Annotated in this window: 14 protein-coding genes; 4 read left to right on the top strand and 10 right to left on the bottom strand. The window is 60.3% G+C overall.

From position 1 onward, the window contains the following. Positions 1–86 precede the first annotated feature (86 nt). Positions 87–896, top strand: a complete 810-nt coding sequence (locus tag MD273_RS00150) for a TatD family hydrolase (RefSeq protein WP_239035759.1) — start codon at positions 87–89, stop codon at positions 894–896. Continuing rightward, a complete protein-coding gene (locus MD273_RS00145) occupies positions 893–2,506 on the top strand; it encodes a Na/Pi cotransporter family protein (protein WP_239035758.1) in 1,614 nt (537 codons plus the stop codon). The genes MD273_RS00150 and MD273_RS00145 overlap by 4 nt, the downstream gene beginning before the upstream one ends. On the opposite strand, the gene MD273_RS00140 is transcribed toward MD273_RS00145, so the two are convergent. The 6 genes from MD273_RS00140 to MD273_RS00115 form a co-directional block, all read right to left on the bottom strand. Continuing rightward, complete coding sequence (locus tag MD273_RS00140) at positions 2,476–4,755, bottom strand: diguanylate cyclase domain-containing protein (protein WP_239035757.1); 2,280 nt, start codon at positions 4,753–4,755, stop codon at positions 2,476–2,478. The genes MD273_RS00145 and MD273_RS00140 overlap by 31 nt on opposite strands. After that, positions 4,752–5,711, bottom strand: a complete 960-nt coding sequence (locus MD273_RS00135) for an ABC transporter substrate-binding protein (protein ID WP_239035756.1) — start codon at positions 5,709–5,711, stop codon at positions 4,752–4,754. The genes MD273_RS00140 and MD273_RS00135 overlap by 4 nt, the downstream gene beginning before the upstream one ends. A 107-nt stretch (positions 5,712–5,818) precedes the next feature. After that, complete coding sequence (locus MD273_RS00130; protein WP_239035755.1) at positions 5,819–6,727, bottom strand: LysO family transporter; 909 nt, start codon at positions 6,725–6,727, stop codon at positions 5,819–5,821. Between the two features lie 69 nt (positions 6,728–6,796). After that, positions 6,797–7,114: a DUF2288 domain-containing protein gene (locus tag MD273_RS00125; RefSeq protein ID WP_239035754.1), complete on the bottom strand. Its 318-nt coding sequence runs from the start codon at positions 7,112–7,114 to the stop codon at positions 6,797–6,799. A 218-nt stretch (positions 7,115–7,332) separates the two neighbouring features. Continuing rightward, positions 7,333–10,095 carry an aconitate hydratase AcnA gene (gene acnA, locus MD273_RS00120; RefSeq protein WP_239035753.1) on the bottom strand — a complete coding sequence of 921 codons (2,763 nt, stop codon included), beginning with the start codon at positions 10,093–10,095 and terminating at the stop codon, positions 7,333–7,335. A gap of 240 nt (positions 10,096–10,335) precedes the next feature. After that, the gene (locus tag MD273_RS00115) at positions 10,336–12,156 is read right to left on the bottom strand and encodes an ABC transporter ATP-binding protein (RefSeq protein ID WP_251068089.1); all 1,821 of its coding nucleotides are present in this window, start codon (positions 12,154–12,156) and stop codon (positions 10,336–10,338) included. A gap of 143 nt (positions 12,157–12,299) precedes the next feature. On the opposite strand from MD273_RS00115, the gene MD273_RS00110 reads away from it, so the two are divergent. Beyond that, positions 12,300–13,754 carry a hypothetical protein gene (locus MD273_RS00110; protein WP_239035752.1) on the top strand — a complete coding sequence of 485 codons (1,455 nt, stop codon included), beginning with the start codon at positions 12,300–12,302 and terminating at the stop codon, positions 13,752–13,754. A gap of 197 nt (positions 13,755–13,951) precedes the next feature. Here the strand turns inward: MD273_RS00110 and MD273_RS00105 are convergent, their stop codons facing one another. Further along, positions 13,952–15,394 (bottom strand): rhomboid family intramembrane serine protease, encoded by a 1,443-nt coding sequence (locus MD273_RS00105; protein ID WP_239035751.1) that lies wholly within the window; start codon positions 15,392–15,394, stop codon positions 13,952–13,954. 317 nt (positions 15,395–15,711) lie between these two features. Here MD273_RS00105 and MD273_RS00100 point away from each other — a divergent pair, with 317 nt between their 5' ends. Beyond that, positions 15,712–16,152: an OmpA family protein gene (locus MD273_RS00100; protein ID WP_239035750.1), complete on the top strand. Its 441-nt coding sequence runs from the start codon at positions 15,712–15,714 to the stop codon at positions 16,150–16,152. A gap of 62 nt (positions 16,153–16,214) precedes the next feature. Here the strand turns inward: MD273_RS00100 and MD273_RS00095 are convergent, their stop codons facing one another. From MD273_RS00095 to MD273_RS00085, 3 genes are all read right to left on the bottom strand, one after another. Beyond that, on the bottom strand, positions 16,215–16,619 hold the full coding sequence (locus MD273_RS00095) for an MAPEG family protein (RefSeq protein WP_239035749.1): 405 nt from the start codon (positions 16,617–16,619) through the stop codon (positions 16,215–16,217). 2 nt (positions 16,620–16,621) lie between these two features. Then, positions 16,622–16,864: a GlsB/YeaQ/YmgE family stress response membrane protein gene (locus MD273_RS00090; RefSeq protein WP_239035748.1), complete on the bottom strand. Its 243-nt coding sequence runs from the start codon at positions 16,862–16,864 to the stop codon at positions 16,622–16,624. A gap of 73 nt (positions 16,865–16,937) precedes the next feature. Beyond that, positions 16,938–17,663, bottom strand: a complete 726-nt coding sequence (locus MD273_RS00085) for a lysophospholipid acyltransferase family protein (RefSeq protein ID WP_239035747.1) — start codon at positions 17,661–17,663, stop codon at positions 16,938–16,940. Between the last annotated feature and the right edge of the window lie 7 nt (positions 17,664–17,670).

Below are 17,670 nucleotides of genomic sequence, written 5' to 3'. Positions count from 1 at the left end.
ACAATCGCACAAACTGGTAAACTTGCGGGATCAAGTTCCCAGAATAGCAGCCAGATTCAAGGTTGCGATGGAGTTCAGTCAACGCAATGAGCAAGAAACGTCGCGAGATTCCGGTTTTCGATCATCCGATCATCGAAACCCACTGCCACCTGGATTACCTCAAGGATCGTCCCCTGGCGGAAACCCTGGAGCAGAGCCAGAAGGTGAACATTGAACGCGTGATCACCATCGCGGTGTCACCAGAGAACCTGTCGACGGTCCGGGAACTGAGCCAGGTCGCACCCTGGGTCTATGGTACCCAGGGCATCCACCCGCACGAGGCAGAAACCTATACCGATGGGGTGGAAGAGGAAATTCGTGCCCACGCTACTGACGACAAGATCGTGGCGGTGGGTGAAATCGGTCTGGACTACTTCTACGACAACGCCGACCGGGACATACAACGAGACGTCTTCCGCCGTCAGCTTCAGATCGCCTGTGATACCGACCGCCCCGTGGTCATCCACAGCCGTGACGCCGATGAGGACACCATCACCATCCTCAAGGAATTCGAGAACACCCTGGCGCGCCGCGGCGTGATCCACAGCTTCACCTCCGGACCGGGCCTTGCCCGCTATGCCCTCGATCAGGGTTGGTGCCTGGGCTTCAACGGCATCACAACCTTCAACAAGGCAGAGAACGTGCGCGATATCGTACGCATGGCGCCCATTGGGCAGATCCTGCTGGAAACCGACGCTCCGTTCCTGACTCCGGTCCCCTACCGTGGCCGGGAAAATGCGCCGTTCTATTTGCCCTTTGTGGCCGAGAAGATCGCTGAGGTGAAGGAGTTGCCGCTGGATCAGGTGCTGGCGCAAACCTACATCAACAGCCTCAGGACCTTCTTCCCCGAGCAATGACCACAACCCTGTTCCAGATTCTCGGCGGACTGGCGCTTTTCCTGCTGGCCATGGAGATGATGACCGATGGCTTGAAGAATGCCGCCGGACGTCACCTTCGCCACCTGCTGGGAAGCTGGACCAGGACACCCCTCCGGGGTCTTGCGGCGGGTTTTCTGATCACCGGTGTCGTGCAGTCCTCCGGTGCCGTTACGGTCGCCACCATTGGCTTCGTGAACGCGGGCCTGCTTGGGCTCTCCCAGTCCCTGGGGGTGATCTTCGGGTCGAATATTGGCACCACCATGACCGCCTGGCTGGTGAGCCTGGTGGGCTTCGGTTTCAATATCGAGGCCTTTGCGCTGCCCCTGCTGGCCCTCGGCATGGGACTCAAGCTGGCCACCAATAACACCCGTAGCGAGGCCCTGGGCCAGGCATTGGCCGGCTTTGCCCTGTTTTTCCTGGGCCTGTCGATCCTGAAAACATCACTGGAATCACTGACCGTGGGAATCGACAGCCAGACCCTGATCGAGACGGGTTATGGATTGCCGATGTTCATCCTGACCGGCTTTCTGGCCACGGTACTGACCCAGTCCTCCAGTGCGGCCCTGGCCATTGTCCTCACTGCGGCCGCCGGTGGCCTGATCCCGTTGAACAGCGCCGCTGCCGCAGTGATCGGCGCCAACCTGGGCTCCACCTCCACCGCCGCCCTGTCTGCCCTCAAGGCCACCGCCAATGCCCGACGCCTGGCCATTGGTCACATTCTTTTCAATGCAGCAACCGGGGTCCTCGCCCTGCTTATCCTGCCGGTCATGCTCTGGATCGTGGCCCTGATGGCCCGCTGGCTTGAACTGGATGCCAACGTCGCCGTATCACTGGCCCTGTTCCACACGCTGTTCAATGTCCTCGGGGCACTGCTGATGCTGCCGTTCACGCCCCACTTTGCACGCTTCCTGGGACGGCTGTTCCGAAGCAAGGAAGAGGATAACGCCGAGCCCCGCCACCTGGACAACACCCTGGTGGCCACGCCGGAACTGGCGGTCGCTGCCGTGGATGCGGAGATGAAACGCCTGATTGGCCTGATCCGGGGATTGCTCAGGGTCTGTCTGGACCGGGAAGACCTGAAGCCGGCCCAGATCCAGCCCAAGGCGGACGCCTGCCGGAGCCTGAACACGGCCATCGTCGATTACGTCTCGAGAGTCCGGGCCGAAAAGATGCATCCCTCGACGGTGGATTCCCTGACCCTGAGCATCCGCACGTGCCGGTATCTGATGGAAGCCACCGATCTGGCAGCGGAACTGCTGAAGCTGAGAGCGGCCCAGGAACAGCAGCAAATGGCCCGCCTGTCTGAGTTACTGGAAAGGTACACCGGCAGCCTGAGGACCCTTATCTCGGCCGATGAGCCTGTCCCCGCCACTCTGGATGAAGCGGAGGCCATCTACCATCAGCTCAAATCGGAATTGCTGGCCATGATTGTCCGTCGTGAGCTCGCCACCACGGACGGCGAGCAGACCCTGGACACCCTCAGCTCGATCCGGCGCCTGGTTGATCAGTGGAACAAGGCGCTCGCCTGGCAGCCTGTTTCACAGTACCTGGCCCGGGGTCAGGAGTCCGCGCTGCCGAACCCGCAGTAACGGTTGCGCCCCTGCTGTTTGGCCTTGTACATGGCCTGATCGGCCTGGCGCAGTAGCTGGTCACCGTCCAGCTCCTCAGCCTGCGGGTAGAGGGTGTAACCAATACTCGCAGAGACCTTTACCAGACGCCCCGCCACCCGAACCGGCAACGCGACGGCATGCAGCAGCCGGGTGAGCAGACTTTCCAACACCTCGGGTTTTTCGATATTTACGACCAGCGCCGCAAATTCGTCCCCGCCAAGGCGGGCCAGCGTATCTTCTTCCCTCAACTCGGCCCGCATGCGAGCAGCCACTTCAACCAAAAGCTCGTCACCGGCCTTGTGGCCATAGGCATCGTTAACCGGTTTGAACTGGTCGAGGTCAATGTAGACCACGGCCAGCAGTTGCTCCTGGCGCCGGGCCTGGGCCATGACCTGCTGCATCCGGTCCGTGAACAGGACACGGTTCGGCAGGTGAGTCAGCGCGTCATAATGCGCCATGGTGCGAAGCTCCCGCTCCTGGAGCTTGAGCCGGGTGATGTCGGAAAAGATGCCCATGAAATGGCTGATCGCATCATGTTCATCCCGAACGCCACTGAGCGTCAGCGCCATGTTGAAGGGCTCACCATTGGCGCGCTTGCTGACAAACTCCCCGGACCAGAAGCCGTTTTTACGGGCGCCGGAGAACACTCCGGGACCCTCTTCCAGGGGCAACGGTGGCAGACCACCGATCGCACTGGCCCGGCTCCGACCGGTAATCTCCACGTACGCATCGTTGACATCGATGACCAGGCCATGGAGATCGGTAATGAAAATGGCTTCCCGGGCATGATCAAACACACTGGCAGCCAGGCGGAGGTGCTGCTCCGCCTCCTTGCGCCGGGTGATGTCGTACCAGGAACACAACACCCAGGGTTGTGAATCGTCTTTTTCACGGACCGGAGCAAGCGACATATCCACCCAGATCTGCGAACCGTCGGAGCGCAGGAAAGCCCATTCGACCTGCACCACCTCTCCCGCGCGCACCTGCCCCAGCAGTCTTTGCATTTTCTGCCGTGAAATAGACCCATCCGGCTGTGTCTGCGGCGAAAATGTCGCGATATCCTTGCCCAGGAGCGATTGGGGAACCGCAAACCCCAGCAACTCCAGGGCAGCACGATTGCTGTCCACAAAGGCGCCGTTGCGCAGCATCAGCATGGGCTGGGGCCAGCTCTGGATCAGCCGCCGAAGCCGTTGTTGCTCCACGGCCAGCTCCCGTTTTTTTCGTCCCAGCCAGAGCATGGCACCGGTCAACAGCAGCAAAAGGACCAGGATCGCGCTCAACCACCCCCAGTACTGACGAACCAGCTCCGACCAGCTCAGACTCGGCAGCTGGTCGTAGGGCTCAACCCGGAGCTCCCGGGCCAGGTATTCAACGGACTGGTAATCCGCCGGTGGCGCGAAGCCGGCAATACCGGCACTGCGCGCTGCCGGGAACTCACTCTCGATGGCGAACAGGGCCGATGCCACCCGACGGACAATATCGCTGTCCACATGGGGCAAGGCCGCGACCGGCCATTCCGGATACAGGCGGGTCGAGACAACGTAGGGAAAGCCGATAAGGTTCTGACGATTGAGGATTTTTATCCGGCTCAACAGCGACCCATCACCCTCGGCCAGTTCCTCAAGAATGCCGGTCCTGACAAAACCAACCTCTGCAGCCCCGGCGAGCACCGACCGTATTACCCGGTCGTGACTGCGAACCAGCTTTATCCGATTGTCCCTGAAGACATCAACGCCGGCCTCTTTCAGTTCCAGTGCCTGCGCCTGGAATCCGCCCAGGAAATGACGCCCCGGCGAAGCCACAGTCTTGCCATGAACATCCGCGAGGCTGGCGATCTCGTCCCGGTCTGCGGAGGTGAAGATCACCCCGCCAAGACTTGCCGTTTCAGCCTCCCCATACCTGCGAACCAGGGTTGCGAGTACGCCGGTCAGACTGCGCTCACTGCGGATCACCAGAAACTGGCTAGGGTTGGTGAGAAAGAAATCCAGCTGGTTCGAGGCCAGGGCCTTGCGCATCTGTTCCTGGTCGAGCACTTGCAGTTTCACCGGGATGCCGATCCTGCCAGTCAGATAATCGGCCAGTGGCTGGTATCGCTCGTACATAATGGGAGCCGGGCGATAGGCGTAAATCCCAAACCGCACTTCCTGAGAACCCTGAGCCAGCGTCGCTCCGGGTAACGCCAGGACCAGAAGGGCAAAGGCCAGGCTCGCGATAAGCCACCGCTTCACGCCACACTCCTGGGCAGGAATTCACTGTCGCAGAATCGATCCACCTCCAGCGCCCGAGGGATCAGGCCCTCCCGTTCCAGCATTCGGGAAAGATCCCGCGCGACCCGCTCGATCCGGCCGTTTTCTGCCAGATATCGCTGATTGGAAGCCAGATCCGGCAACATCACCGAAGCCAGTGCGGATCTGACGGCCGCCGGGGAGGTTCCCTGGCGGGTAGCGACCCGGTAGATCGAGTCCGCCTGGTTTCGCACCAGGTGCCGGAGGCCTGCGAAATGGGCCTCCAGCAGGTCCCGAACAGAACCCTGACCGAGGGCTGCGAATTTCCGCGTCACCACCAGTACGTCAAAGATTGTCTCGGGTAACTGACTGCTATCGAACAGTCGCACCCCGCCTAGGCCTACCATGGCTGACGCTGTCGGCTCATAACAGGCGACTGCATCCAGATCCCCCTGCTTCCAGGCCGCCACGTGCTCATCCATCGGCAAATCAACGATCGTGACCTCCCCCCTCTCAATTCCGGCTGTGGCCAGGAGATTCAGCAACAGGATACCGGAAACGCTCGACATTTCTGCCCCGATCCGACGCCCTCGCAGCGCATCAAGGGTTTCAATGTCCTTTTTCACCACCAGCACATCAGCGCCAACGGACACATTCGTCACCCCGACCACCAGCAGTTCCGTGCCGTCGACGTGTACCCGTATCGCTTCATCGAGGGTCAGGGCGGCACCATCAATGGCACCTGAACTCAGAAGTTCCATGGAGTCCAGTGCCGACTGCCCCTTTTGGAGGGTCACTGAAGAGGGCAACCAGCCGAACTCCTCGGCAAGGTAGAGTGGCTCGTAGCCAATCCAGGGATGAATCCCGAACCGTAACGGACGGCCAGCATCACAGCCACTGAGCCCCAGGGCGGCAAAACCGGCTGCCAGAGAAGCTCCAAGAAAGCGGCGGCGGTGCATCAGCGACTCCGAACCAGAAGGTTACGTTTTTTTCATATTATGGGAGGTTTTTATCTTAATCGCTTCCATAAACACGGTAAAACTCTGATTGTTGTCTGGCGGGACACCTAACCAAGGGAGAGGAACACGCCCATCAGCACAGGTGACAGGAATGAAAGCAGAAACCCTGAAGCAATGGCCACTGGCACGCACGCCAGACCACCGCTGCTTCGAATCACCGGCAGGGTGAAATCCATCGCGGTTGCGCCCCCGTAACCGATGGCCATCGCGGGACGGGTAGCAATCAGCAGGGGTATGATCGCCAGGGCGATGATCTCCCGAAGCACGTCGTTGAGAAAAGCCACACCGCCCCAGGCAGGCCCAAGGGCATCACCGATGACAATGCCGGACAGGGAATACCAGCCAAATCCCGACGCCATGGCCAGCACGTCGTGCCAGGGAAGCCCGAGCACCGGTATCAGCATCAGGCCGGCGACCAGAGAGCTGACCATGACCGACAGTGCCATGCCCAGCCCCTGCCGGTTCATCAGCAGCCTGTGCAGCGACAATCCGGCATTGCGCAACTGGAGGCCGATCAGCAGCAACAGGAACATCAATGCCCAGGTGGCGACCTGGTCGGTCATGGGCAGGGCCGGCAACAGGAAATAACCGGCAAGCAGTCCCGCGAGCACCGCCACCAGCGGCTTCAGCCCAGCCAGGAACAGCCGCCGATAACCTGGCCGCCCTTCGCTGTCATCACGCTCAACCTGCATCGGCTGCCAACGGTGACACAGCCACAGGCCGACCATATTCGCCAGGAACAGCACGACCACAAGGGCCATGACCTGCAGCGCCATGTTGGCCAATTGGGCCGCCAGCCCCTCCATCTGACCCAGCCCCAGGCCCAATAACGCGAGGATGAAATACACCAGGGTCTCGACGGTGTAATGAATGACCGTCATGACCCGGCGGTTGGTGAGGCGAATGGCAAATCCGAGAAATAGCGGTGCCAGTATCAGCAAGGCTCCGGTGAACATGGTGTCCTCAGGCTGGAATATCGGGAAAGCGCCCCGGACAGGACGCCGGGATGGCGGGAAAAGTCGGGCTCAGTGCAGTACGTGGCCCGAACGGTCCTGCACCAGCACCCAGGGCGCCACTACAACGGCCCAGAGCTCAGCATTACGGTCGTACCAGGTGCGGGCAACGTCGGGGGCCACCTCGCCTACCTGCCCTCTTTCCATCCATTGTTCGAACTGCGCCTTGTTATCGGCGGTCAACTCGGCGGCAACCTCCAGCAAGTCCAGTTCCGGCGCGACACGCACAACCTGACCCCGGGCATAGTAGGTCTGGAGCTCGTGCCAGTTGATGCGGGAGGTTTCGAGGTTCAGTTTGGCCTTGATGTCGTCTCGGGAGGATTCAGCCATGGGACCTTGTCTTCGTTCAACGGGTTGTCGGAAAGGGCGCCAGCTTACCTGAAAACGTGGGGCAAAACACGGGGGTGAAGATGGAGTCAGATCAGTCGATCTGATCCCCGGGGGAAGACGGGGTCAGATGAAAGCGTTCATCTGACCCCAACCTGACTCGACCTCGGGAATAAATCCGGGGTCAGAAGAAAGCCTTCTTCTGACCCCATTTTCACGCCTCAGGCGTTCTTCAGCATCTCCCGCACCACATAGTGCAGGATCCCCCCATGCCTGAAGTACACCGCCTCATTCGCGGTATCAATCCGTGATTTGAGCTCACAGCTGTCGGTGGAGCCGTCCTTGTACCTCACGGTCATCTTGAGGGTCTGGCCAGGCTTGATGTCGCCGGACAGTCCTTCAATGCTGATGGTCTCCTCGCCGGTGAGTTTGAGGCTCTTGCGGTCGACACCTTCCGGGAATTGCAGGGGCATCACACCCATGCCAATGAGGTTGGAACGGTGTATCCGCTCGTAGGATTCCGCCACCACGGCCTTCACACCAAGCAGGCGGGTACCCTTGGCAGCCCAGTCGCGGCTCGAACCGGTGCCGTATTCCTTGCCGGCAATGACCACCAGCGGCGTATCGTTTTCCTGATACTTCATCGCTGCATCGTAGATGGCCATTTGCTCACCGGTGGGCACGAATTTGGTGAAGCCACCTTCCACGCCATCAAGCATCTCGTTCCTGATGCGCACGTTGGCGAAGGTACCGCGCATCATCACCTCGTGGTTACCGCGCCGGGAGCCGTAGGAGTTGAAATCTTTCGGCTCCACACCATGCTCCTGCAGGTATTTGCCGGCAGGAGTGTCCGGCTTGAAGGAACCGGCCGGCGAAATGTGGTCGGTAGTCACCGAATCGCCCAGCAGCGCGAGGATGTTGGCATCGCGGATATCATCGATGGCATCGGGCTCTTCCCGCAGGCCCTCAAAGAAGGGCGGATGCTGGATGTAGGTGGACTTGTCGGACCACTCGTACACCTTGCTCTCGGGCACCTTGATGGACTTCCATGTCTCGTCGCCCTCAAAAACCTCGCCATATTCCTTGCGGAACATGTCCGTTCTCACCTTTTCCACCGCCTTCGCGATTTCTTCCTGGCTCGGCCACAGATCTTTCAGGTAGACCGGGTTGCCATCCTTGTCAGCCCCCAGCGAATCCCTGGTCAGGTCCACCCGGACGTTCCCCGCCAGGGCGTAAGCCACCACCAGCGGAGGTGAAGCGAGCCAGTTGGTTTTCACCAGCGGATGTACCCGGCCCTCGAAGTTGCGGTTGCCGGAGAGCACCGAGGCAACCGTCAGGTCGCCATCAGTAATGGCCTTTTCCACTTCCTCCGGTAGCGGACCGGAATTGCCGATACAGGTGGTGCAACCGTAACCCACCAGGTTGAAGCCCAGTTGGTCAAGATCGTCCTGCAGACCAGCCACCGCCAGGTAATCGGTAACCACCTTGGAACCCGGCGCCAGCGAGGTCTTGACCCAGGGCTTGGTGCTCAAGCCCTTTTCCACCGCCTTTTTCGCGATCAGGCCGGCGGCCATCATGACACTGGGATTGGAAGTATTGGTACAGGAGGTGATGGCGGCAATCACTACCGCGCCCGGGTCGAGCCGGCACTTCTCCCCGTTCATATGCAATGGCTGGCTGGCGGGGTGTTCGAAGTAGGCATCCTGCGCACCCACGGCAGTACCGCCACCCTCGGATTCCAGCTTCTCCTCCCGGGTCTCCGCGGGACCTTCAGCGGTTTCCATCAACAACTCGAACGAGGCTTTCATGTTCGTCAGCGCCACCCGGTCCTGGGGCCGCTTGGGGCCGGCCAGGCTGGCCTCGACATCGCCCATGTCCAATTCCAGGTTATCGGTGTATACCGGCTCGTGCCCGGGCTCGCGCCACAAGCCCTGCGCCTTGGCATAGGCTTCAACCAACTCGAGTTGGGCCTCGTCACGACCGCTCAGTCGCATATACGTGATGGTCTGCTCGTCGACCGGGAAAAAGCCGCAGGTGGCTCCGTATTCCGGAGCCATGTTGGCAATCGTCGCCCGATCTGCAACCGGCATGTCTTTCAGGCCATCACCGTAGAATTCGACGAATTTGCCCACCACGCCTTTCTTGCGCAGCATTTCCGTGACGGTCAGCACCAGGTCAGTCGCGGTGATGCCTTCCCGCAGCTTGCCGGTGATCTTGAAACCGATCACCTCCGGGATCAGCATGGAGACCGGCTGACCCAGCATGGCCGCTTCCGCCTCGATACCACCGACACCCCAACCCAGGATGCCCAGGCCGTTAATCATGGTGGTGTGGGAATCAGTGCCCACCAGGGTATCCGGATAGGCAATGGTCTTGCCTTCCACGTCTTTCTGCCAGACGGTCTTGCCCAGGTACTCCAGGTTGACCTGGTGACAGATACCGGTGCCCGGAGGCACCACCCGGAAATTGTCGAAGGCCTGCTGGCCCCAACGCAGGAACTCGTAGCGTTCCTGGTTGCGCTCCATCTCGATGGCAACGTTGTCCTTGAAGGCGGACGGATCACCGTATTTGTCCACCATCACCGAGTGGTCAATGACCAGGTCTACCGGCGACAGCGGATTGATCAGGGCCGGATCCTTGCCCGCATTCTTGACGGCCTCACGCATGGCTGCGAGATCGACCACGCCCGGCACTCCGGTAAAGTCCTGCATGAGTACACGAGCCGGACGGTACTGGATCTCGGTGTCGGACTTGCGGTCTTTCAGCCACTGCACCATGGCATCGATATGGGACCGGTCAACGGTGGTGCCGTCCTCGTTGCGCAACAGGTTCTCCATCAAGACCTTGAGGGAGAATGGCAGTCGGTTCAGATCACCCAGGGTTTCGGCTGCCTCTGGCAGGCTGTAGTAATGGAAGGTTTTGCCGCCTGCATCCAGGGCAGAGAGGGTATTCAGGCTGTCTTTGCCCAAACTTTCATTCGACATGTGATGCCTCCTTTTCGTCGTTATCCGAACATTCCGGAAGGCTTCTCGGGAGCCCTTTCATCATACTGCTCGTCTGATGTGCTCGCCGTCGGGCCAAACAGAGTGATGAAAAGGCACAGTGATGTGAAGTCACCTTTAACTATTGCAGCTATTGACAGGACTTCAACCGATGCCCGGTGAATGTTCGGGATCACCGCCGTGAATATCAGACCAAGGTCGATGTCGAAAGTTGCAGGGAGCTCAGGTCTGACGCTCACCGTACAGCTGGGCGTAGATACCCTCCCGGGCGATCAGTTCCTCATGGCGTCCTTCCTCGATGATCCGTCCATCCTCGAACACGCAGGCGCGGTCCGCCTGTTTCACGGCGCTGAGACGATGGGCGATGATCAGGGTGGTGCGCTGCCTGAGGAAACCCTCCAGATCCCGGTGCAGCTGGTACTCGGTCTCGGCATCCAGCGCCGAGGTGGCCTCGTCGAGAATCACCAGCGAGGGATCGGACAGCACCATGCGGGCAATGGCCAGACGCTGGCGCTGCCCGCCGGACAACCGCACGCCCTGCCGGCCGATCACCGTGTCCAGCTGCTCTGTCATGGCGGCCACCATGGTGTCGAGCTGGGCAATGCGTAACGCCTCCCACAACTCGGCATCCGCCTTGTCCCGGCCAAGGGTGAGATTCTGTCGTACGGTATCGTTGAACAAGGCGGGGTGTTGCAGCACGGTGGCCACATGTTCCCTCAACCTCGGCAGCCCGATTCGTTGCACCGGCACATCGCCGATCAGCACCTCTCCTTTCTGCGGCGTGTACATCCCCAGGATGATTTGCACCAGGGTGGACTTGCCACCACCGCTGGCGCCGACGACCGCCACTTTCTCACCGGGTTCCAGATGCAGGTTAATGCCACGCAACACCTGCTCGTCGCCATAACCAAAATGGATATTCTGCAGGGTAAGACTCACCGTATGGCGGCCACGGAACGGATCCTCCAGCGCCGGATAGCGCGGCTCCTCCTTCAGCTCCAGCAGACGGTTGATCCGCCCCAGGGCAGCATTGGCGGCAAACCAGGCGTACTGCATGTTCAGCATTTCCTGAACCGGCGTGAGCATGAACCAGAGGTAGCCGAAGATGGCGAACATCATCCCGATGCTCAGATCGCTGAACAGCACCGTGACCATCGCCGCGGCACGGAACACGTCCACACCGAACTGAAACAGGGCAAAGCTGGCACGGGTAGCCGCGTCGCTGCGCCACTGGAAACGGATGGCGTGATCCCGGACCACCCGCGCCCGGTCGATGAGCAGGCGCAGGTAGTGCTTCTCCCGATTCGCTGCCCTCAACTGGTGGATGGCATCGAGTGTTTCAGTCAGATCCCCCTGGAACTCCTCGTAGGCGCTGTTTTCCCGCCGCTTGAGCTCTTTCACCTGCTTGCCGATCAGAATGGTGGCGAAGATCACCAGCGGGTTGAACAGCAGAATCAGCAGCGCCAGTTGCCAGTGCACCCACAGCAATACGGCAGCGGTACCGATCACGGTCAGGCTGGCCACCAGAAACCGGCTGATGGTGGTGCCGAGAAACTGGTCCATGGTGTCCAGATCGGTGATGAAATGACTGCTGATGGCCCCTGAACCGCGGGTTTCGTATTCCGACATGGCCACACGCTGAAGCCGGCCCAGCAGGCGGGAGCGCATGCGGAACACCACGTCCTTGGATACTTTGGAGAATTCCCGGGATTGCAGCACATTGAAAAACAGCGCCGCCGACCGGAGCACGAGCGCCGCCAGCACCATCAGCGCGATGTAGACCACCGGCTGCTGCCAGTCGTTGGGCAGGATGGCGTCCATAACCGGAAGCACTGGCCCCTCTTCTTCAAGCAGGACCTCATCCACCAGCACCGGCAGCAACAGGGGCACTGGCACCGCCATGACCGTCGCCAGGATTGCCAGCAGGTTGGCGCGGACCAACCGCGGCTTGTGTTTGAGCGCAAGCAGGAAGATATCGCGCCAGCGGTAGGGCTGATGCCCGCCCGCGATCTCGACCGGCTGTTCCACGTTTTGGTGTTGCAAGACTCCTCCGGACCCGGAAAACCTTCCGTTCAATACGGACAACTTTTGTTGTCAGTCTACCTGTTAACCAGGTAGCTGCGCGGCCCTTTCAGTTCTGTCATCATGATCCGTCTTACTCTGACGGACCAGGAACCCGACCCGCTGTGAAACACGATTGTCATTACCACCCCGGCGACCCGGCCAAATGGCATTGCGGCGAATGCCAGATTCACTATTGCAGCCGCTGCATGCCCGATGCCGACATCCGCCATCGAAAGGCATTGTGTCCGCAATGCAGCAAAGCGATGCGCTACCTCGGCGCGGCCACCGAGGCGGTCCCGTTCTGGAACCGGATCGGTGCCTTCTTCCGCTACCCGTTCCACAGCGACCCGCTGATCGTTATTGCCATCTGCACCCTGGTGCCGGTGATCGCCCCGGCGAACCTCATCGGCATCCTCATCTGGATTGTGCTGGCGCTGGCCCTGTTCAAGTATACGTACGCCGTGATCAATCACACTGCCGAAGGGCACCTGAAACCTCCGCCTGTGGCCGTGGCCTTCACCGGCAGCGGTTTTGATATCGTGATCCTGCAATTGCTGGTGTTCGTGGTCATGGGGGCCCTGGTCGGGGCGGCAGCCATGCTCGGCGGGCCACTGCTGGGGATGCTGGCCATCGCCTTTGTGGTACTGGCCCTGCCCGCCAGTATCATGGTGCTGGCCATGGAGCGCTCGGTGGGTGCGGCGGTGAACCCGATGAATCTGGCCCAGATCATAGCGCGCATCGGAACGCCCTATTTCCTGCTCTACGGCTATCTGATCCTGCTCACCCTGGCCTCCGGCGCCGCCCAGGACTTCGCCCTGAATCACTTTCCCCTGTGGTTCTCGCAGCCCCTGGCCGGCTTCCTGAACAGTACCTTCACTCTGATCCTGTTCCACATGCTTGGTTACCTGCTGTTTCAGTACCAGGAGGAGCTGGGCTTTGCTGCGGATGTGCAAGACGGCGAAGCGTTTGCCCGGACGCAGAACCGCGACCGGAGCGCCCGGTTTGATGCTGACATCGACATGAACCTTAAGGACGGCAACTACGATCGGGTGCAGTCCATGCTCGGGGAGGCCCTGAAACGGGACCCGGACAACGCCCTGAGAGTCGGCCAGTTATTCAGGCTGCTGATGGCCCGCAGGGATATCCAGGAACTGCAGCGTCACCATCCGCGCTTCCTCAACTGGCTGGCCAACTGCAACGATGGCGAGACCATTGCCGAACTGCTCACCCTGCTGCAGGAGGCCGAGCCCACTTTCAGACTGGAGGATCCCGAACTGAGTGTGCGTTGCGCCAGCGCCATGTATCACCGCGGCCAGTTCAAGCCCGCGCTGCGCCTGCTCCAGGATTTTCACAAACGCTTCCCTGACAGTGACCAGCTGGCGCCGGCGTACCTGCTCGTGGCCCAGATTCTCGCCAACGGCCTGCAACAGTGGGAAAAAGCTACCGCCTTCCTGACGTTTATCCAGAAAAGATGCCCGAACCATCCGTTGCATGAACAGATCGGGACCTATCTGGCGCAGGCGGAGAAGCGGGAGCCACTGAAGGGGCCAAAGGCAAGCTTTGCGGTGACGGAGTGAAGTGTGAAGATGGGGTCAGATGAACGCCTTCATCTGACCCTGGAGTTCGCGAGAGCTTTGGGGGGTTGGCTTGAAGATGGGGTCAGATGAAAGCGTTCATCTGACCCCGGGTTAGCGAGACCTTGTCGAGGCTGGTTTGAGGCTGGGGTCGGAAGAACGCTTTCTTCTGACCCCGTTGTCACCGCCAGCCTCCGGACTCAGGTCAGCAACTGCCGATAATGCCGCGCCTTCGGCTCCATCTGCCGCTTCTCGAACTCACCCACCAGCAGCCGGCATGCCTCTGACGTCAGCAATTCATCGCCCGTCGCCCGCAACCGCTCGAAGGCTTTCTCGGCGGCCTTGAAGTTCTGCTGTTTCAGGCTGGTGAAAAGCACCCGGTTGTGGTCTTCGGCGGCCAGCGGCTGGAAGCGCTCGCCCTTGTTGAGATATTCCTCCCATACTTCAACCATCTGTTCCGGCTGGCGCCGGCTGAGGGCATCGTCCATCAGTTCCCGGGCGCGGTCACGGTATTCCGGCAGGTCCGGCCTCAGCTTGGCGAGCTGGTACAGGTGCTCGAGCACGATCGGCCGATCGGGGTAATGCTGGCGCAGTGCCTCAAATTGCCGTCGGGCCAGATCGAACTCCATCCGGCCCAGGCTCGCCATGGCCTGGGCGTAGCTGGTGGTGAACCGGGCATCCTGCTCGGCTGCCTCCGGTTCAAAGAACTCTTCCCGCACATGCAACCAGCTGCGCCCGAAGAGCCAGACCAGCCCCGCCCCGGCCACCAGGCCTCCGGCGTGGGCCATATAGGCAACACCGGTAGCACCGGCAAACCAGTAGTCATAGATTTCCTTGCCCAGCCAGACGGGCAGCATGGCAATAGCCGGAGCCCGGAAATAATTGAAGTACACACCGAGAAAATAGAAGAACCGGATCTTCTGTAACCCGTATATCGCGACGTACATGCCCATCAGCCCGGAAATGGACCCTGACGCCCCCACCAGAGGTAGCGGGCTTCCCACGGAGAAGGCTGTAAACACCAGACCGGATATGGCACCGCACACCAGATAGGCCACGAGGAAGCGCCCCGGCCCCAGCGCTTTTTCCACCGTGAAGCCGAGGAGGAACAGAAACAGCAGGTTACCGATGATGTGGCCCCAGCCACCGTGCAGGAACTGATAGGTAATCAGGGTATAGGGCTTGAGGTCCGCCGGCACCAGGCCCAGTTGCTGGGCGCTGAGCTGACTTATGAAATTCTGCTCGATGGCGGTCCGGTGCTCGAGCCAATAGGCGCGCTCCGCCGGGGCCCACAGGATATCGCGGCTTTCGAGCAGGTACTGGTAGAACTCGCGGTCCATCATCAGGCTGATGGCGACCCAGAAGCCGGCGCCTTCTCCCTGCAATTGCTGGAATTCCTGCAAGTCATAGACCCGTTCCTGTTCCCCCCGGAACCGGATTTGTCGTTGCAGATAGTCTTCATAGACCGGCGCCTCCAGCTCCTGGAGGTCGTGCGCCAGGTACTGCTCAACCGCCTGCTCGATCTTTTGACTGTCCCCTCCCTGATAAAACAGGAAAACCAGCAGGCACGCGAGCATCAACCCGAGGGTGACCAGGGGCGGGCGTTTCCAGTTAACGGCATTCTCAGCGGGGATAATCAGCATCGGCGGTCACAATTCATCATATTCTGTCCCTGAAAACCTGCTTTTGTACCACAGCCCTGCCCTCTTTTCCCGGTTAAATAGACCCTGAGGCGATGGTTACGACGGCTTAACTCCAGAAATGTGGACAGCCCCACAGATGGCAACGCCGGTACGAGACACTGTCACACCGGGGTCATATAAATGACATTAAATCGGTGGCAACCAGACGACGCACCGGCGTCCTATCGACCTTTCGCCAATTGCCGTTATTCCTGCCACCACTAATAGTGAGCGGGAATAACAACAAAAACCGGATACTGGAAGCAAGGATACTGCACATGACCGTACTCGTTTTGGACAACCCGGAACTGCTGGCCAGAGCGGCTCTGGCATCAGGTTTTGCGGCGGCGATGGCCACTCCCGAGGGGCAACGTCCACATCGGCTGAAATTTCACTTCGGCTTCAATAAACATGCTCTGGACCATGATGACCTGGCGATCATCCGCCAGCATGCGGCTTACCTCCGGCATTACCCGGGAGTAAAGGTGCGTATTCACGGCCATGCTGACAACTTCGGCACCGAAGACTACAACCGTTTCCTGTCCAGACTCCGGGCCAGCACCATAGCGCGGGTCCTGATCCGCGAAGGCGTTGCCGAGAACCAGATCCGGCTTGCACACTGGGGCTCCACGCGACCGCTGGCAACTCCCGAGGATCACGCCGCCAACCGGCGGGTGGAACTGGAATACCTGAGACAGGAAATGGCGCAGGCTCTCTAGCCGGGCTACGCCACTGCAGAACGGGCAACGGGGGCCGAGGCCCCCGCTTGCCCTGAGGCGATTCAGCCGCCGTAGACCTGCCAGACGTTCCAGAACAACAGCAATGCTGTCACAAGGATTGCCAGCCAGGTCAGGATGATGCCGATCATACGGGCGGGATGCGGGCCACCGTGGCCATTGATCATGCCCCAGGCGTGAAGGATACGCCCGACCACGAGGGCCATTCCGGTCCAGTACACGAAGCCGGCGGGAACGCCATTGAGCTCGGCAAGTCCCAGCATCAACAGGGCCAATGGCGCATATTCCACAAGGTTGGCATGGGCGCGAACCGCCGCCTCGAAATCCCGGTCATCGGTGACGCCCAGACCCTTGCGGTATTTCAACCGGAATTTGACCACCTGGGCCGAGAGCACCAACAGGAGCAAACCGATTACAGCGGCGTAGACACCGGTTACCGGGACAATCATGCTTAACCCTTCTTGATCTTGTTAACGATAGCCAGCAGCAGAACGGCGCCCACCGTCGCCGTTACCAGCCTCCCGACGGCGCCATGCGCGGACAACTGCAGAAGCCCGAACAGGAAACCACCAATAAACGACCCGACAATACCGATGCCAATGTTGGCCAGCACGCCGAAGCCACGCCCCTTCATGATCAGCCCGGCCAGCCAGCCGGCCACGCCACCAATAATCAGAAAGAAAATCAGGTTCATCGCTCGCCTCTCCCTGAGGATGCTTCAAGAAACGGTCAGTCCCCGCAAAGACTGCCCTGTTTATGCCGGTGCTTCAAGCACTTCCGGCCAGGGAGGCAGGCGTGATCTCGGCTATGGCTTCGGCCATCCGGGAGCGACACCGTTCGACGAGTTCCGGGACATCCTCGGGCTTCAGGCCACTGGTTTCGATCGGCGGCAGAATGCGGATAGCGACGGGCTCCCGGCGGCCGGATACACCACAGGTCTTGTCGGCGTATTCACTGGCACACACCATGGTAATCGGTGCGCCGGAAGCAATGGCCGCGTGGAAGGCCCCTTTCTTAAAACTGCCCAGGCCCTTGCCGTGGCTGCGGGTGCCCTCGGGGAATACCCAAAGACTCTTGCGGTCGTGGGCGATGGTGTCGCCCACCAGTTGCATCGCCGCTACCGCCTTTCTGGACCGGGAGCGATTGAGAATGACATTGCCACCGAGCCAGAACACCTGACCAAAGAACGGCAGCCAGACCAGAGAGGACTTTCCAACAGTGACAGTCCGGGGTGGCAGCAAATCGCCCATGACAAACAGGTCGTCATTGTGCTGATGGTTGGCGATGACAACCGTGGGACGGTCCCGGGGCATGTTTTCCTGGCCTTCGAGCGGTCGTTCCATGCCCAGGAAAAAGCGACCGACCCTTGCCACGCTCCACCCCAGCAAACGGTTGTTATCCGGATTGAACGGGCGGGCGAGGTACAGCACCAATGCGAACAAACAGATCAACGGCACACTCAGCCACGCCAACAGTTTTCTTAAAACACCCATGGAAACG

Origin of the sequence: Marinobacter sp. C7 (assembly GCF_022343555.1) — a bacterium.
GTDB lineage: Bacteria > Pseudomonadota > Gammaproteobacteria > Pseudomonadales > Oleiphilaceae > Marinobacter.
Note: the sequence above shows the minus strand (reverse complement) of the source record. Positions and strands in the feature narration are given on the sequence as shown.